This window comes from Streptomyces cellostaticus, assembly GCF_023630175.1.
GTDB classification, from domain to species: domain Bacteria; phylum Actinomycetota; class Actinomycetes; order Streptomycetales; family Streptomycetaceae; genus Streptomyces; species Streptomyces cellostaticus_A.
This window is the reverse complement of sequence record NZ_JALLIN010000105.1, coordinates 1-3180: the sequence shown is the minus strand read 5'-3', so window position 1 is coordinate 3180 and position 3180 is coordinate 1. Positions and strand designations below refer to the sequence as shown.

The 3180-nt window shown below is 69.5% G+C and carries 1 protein-coding gene; it reads left to right on the top strand.

Annotated elements, in window-relative coordinates; all coding sequences use genetic code 11:
* Window positions 1-73 precede the first annotated feature (73 nt).
* A partial coding sequence (locus tag MXD57_RS31130; protein ID WP_250405564.1) for a hypothetical protein occupies window positions 74-3180 on the top strand: 3107 nt, incomplete at its 3' end.

Sequence of the window (3180 nt, the reverse complement as noted above, 5' to 3'; positions counted from 1 at the left end):
GCTCGGCAAGGGCTGGAGGAGCAGTTCGGACCGTGCGGTGACCGCGGCCGCCGATGCCGGCGGGCTGAAGATCATGGTGGCTGACAGCCGGCGGGCCTATGAGTGGAAGACGGCCGCGGTGCTGTCGGAACCGGGGCTGACGGCGGATTCGTGGATCGGGAACCAGTGTGTGATGGACCGCGACCATGTCGCGGTCGTCTACGCTCCGCGGACGTTCACGAACAAGCCGGACCTGATGCAGGGGGGCGCGTTCGCGGCCATCGTGGGCACCGTCGACGGGCGTGTGACGAAGCTGCCGTTCACGGTGTCGCTGGCCTACTTCGATCCGTCCTGCAACACGCAGACGCACACGGCCGCGTTCACCGCCTTCCGTGACATGAACGACCCCGCCAGGACCCGCACTCGTGTGGTGACCGTGAACGCGGCGGGCCGGGTGCTCGGCAGGACGGCGCTGAAGGGTGAGATCACCAGTGCCGTGCCGGTGAGGGACGGAGCGGTGGCCGCGCGGGGCCGCAACCTGGTGCACATCGACCGGGCCGGCAAGGTGAAGGATCTCGCGACCGGGGACAGTGTCCCCTTCGACATCCGTCCCGCGCGGGACGGCCGGATCGGCTTCGTCGACCGCAAGGACACCAAGACCGTGCAGGCGAAGGTCTGGTCCGGGCGCGGCGAGCCGGCCCGGGTCGCCACCGGGAGACTGGGCGATCTGGACCTGATGCCGGGCGAGGCGGGCCGGGTGTTCCTGACCGGTCGTCCCAGGGGCGCCGTGAGGACGAAGGGCACCGGGGTCACCCGGATCGACGCCCCCGCCGACACGGACATCTCCACCCGGGGCCGGCTCGCGGTCGAGCCGGTTCTCACGCCGGGCGTCCGCGCGGGCCTCGCGCGCATCAAGAACTCCGGCAAGGGCTTCTCCAGGGCCGAGCCCCGCTCGAAGGGCGACCCCGCGCCGACCCCCGAGACCGTGGCGGCGAACCAGCCGGTGACGGTCACCAGCACCGCCACCGCCACCGGCAGGAAGGTCGAGCAGACGGTTGCCGACACGACCGCGCCGGGCGGGAAGAACCCCTCGCCGGCGCTGCCCGCGCTGCCCGGGCACGGTGCCAGGGCCAAGCGGTCCTCGCTGGCGGGCGTCGCGGACCCGAACACGCAGTTCGATCCGCGTGACACCGACCGCGTCTGTGCCGTCTCCCGCAACGATGTGAACGCGCAGGCGTTGCAGCCGACGCCGAACCAGGTCGAGTGGGCCGCCGACATGGCCGTCCGCGGCCAGTTGCGTGCCCGGTACCTGCGGCAGGGCGGCTACCGCAGCCAGGCGGGTCTCGGTGACATCGACCCGCAGGGCCTGTTCCCGGTGCCGAAGCTGGCGGGTGGTGACGGCAAGGGGCGTATCCCGGCGAACGTGCTGCTCGGCATCATGGCGCAGGAGTCCAACCTGTGGCAGGCCGAGAACGGGTCGATCCCCGGCCAGATGGGCAACCCGCTGGCCGCGATGGACGGTTACTACGGCCGCAAGGCGGTCAAGGACGACCCGGACGCGTACTGGCAGATCCACTGGGACAAGTCCGACTGCGGTTACGGCGTCGGCCAGGTCACCGACGGTATGCGGCTGGCCGGTCACGAGAAGACCGACGACAACGGTCACAAGGAGACCGCTCTGTCACCGGCCCTGCAGAAGCTCGTCGCGATCGACTACGCCACGAACATCGCGGCCTCGATGTCGATCCTGGCCGACAAGTGGAACGAGGTCCACAGGGAGGGCCAGACGGTCACCGTCAACAACGACGACCCGGCCATGGTGGAGAACTGGTTCACCGCCGTGTGGAACTACAACCTCGGCTTCAACCCCCGCGCGGACGCGCCCGAGAACGCCGGCCACTGGGGTCTGGGCTGGTACAACAACCCCGCCAACCCGCTCTACAAGAAGAGCTGGGGCCACCCGTTCATGGACACCGACGTGGACGGCCCGGACGGCAACAAGGACGCGGCGCACCCGCAGGACTGGCCCTACGAGGAGAAGGTGATGGGCTGGGCCGCCTGGTCCATCGACACCGGCTTCTCCTACGGCACCGACGGCCACCAGGACTGGCCCGGCGAGTCCGGGTTCTCCTCGGCCGGCTTCCAGCCCGCGTGGTGGACCCTGAAGGCCTACCGCAGCATGGTCTCCCCGCCCCTGGACGCGTTCTGCAACACCAAGAACGGCTGTGACGCGAACACCCCGCCGAAGTGCACCAACGAGGACTGCTACAAGCAGTACTGGTGGAACCAGCCCAACGTGACCTGGAAGTCCGACTGCCCCCTGAGCTGCGGCCACGAGAACATCAAGTACCAGACACTGATCTCGGAGCCCGGGCAGGGCCACCGCCTCAAAAACGGCACCCCGGTGTGCGACGGCGCACCCAAGGGAGCCAAGGTCGTCGCCTCGGTACCGGCCGGCACACCGACCTGGTCCGACTGCGGCCCCATCAAATCCGCCGGATCCTTCGGCTTCCACTTCAACGCCGACAAGGACGGCCGCTACGAAGGCAAGGAAGACCTCCACCAGATCGGCGGCGGCTACGGCGGCCACTACTGGTACGCCCACACCCGCGACGCGGACCACCTCGGCGGTGACGGCGGCCGGATGGCCATCAACGGCGTCTGGACCCTCGGCGAGAATCTCGGTTGGGCGCGTGTCCTGGTGCATCTGCCCGACACGGGTGCGCAGACGAGGCAGGCCAAGTACCACGTCGTGAACAGTGACAGCTCCAGCCCGGAGCGCTCCGTGCAGCAGCGCGCCGGCCGCTGGGTGAGCCTGGGCGCCTTCCGCTTCACGGGACGGCCGATCGTCACGCTTTCGAACGTCACCGATGACGGTACGGCCGACGAGGACATCGCCTGGGGCGCGGTGGCGTTCCAGCCGCTGCCGGGCAAGCCGAAGAACTCGGTCGTCGCGATGGGCGACTCCTACTCCTCCGGCGAGGGCGCCTCCGAGGGCGACCGGGACTACTACCCGGAGACCAACTACCGCAGCAAGCTGGACGAGAACGCCCGCAATGCCTGCCACCGCTCCACCCAGGCGTGGTCGCGCCAGGCGAAGCTGCCCGGGGCGTCGAAGTCCGTCGGCCAGTTGGACGACTCGCTGGACCCGAACATGGACTACCACCTGATCGCGTGCTCCAGTGCCCGCACCTACAACGT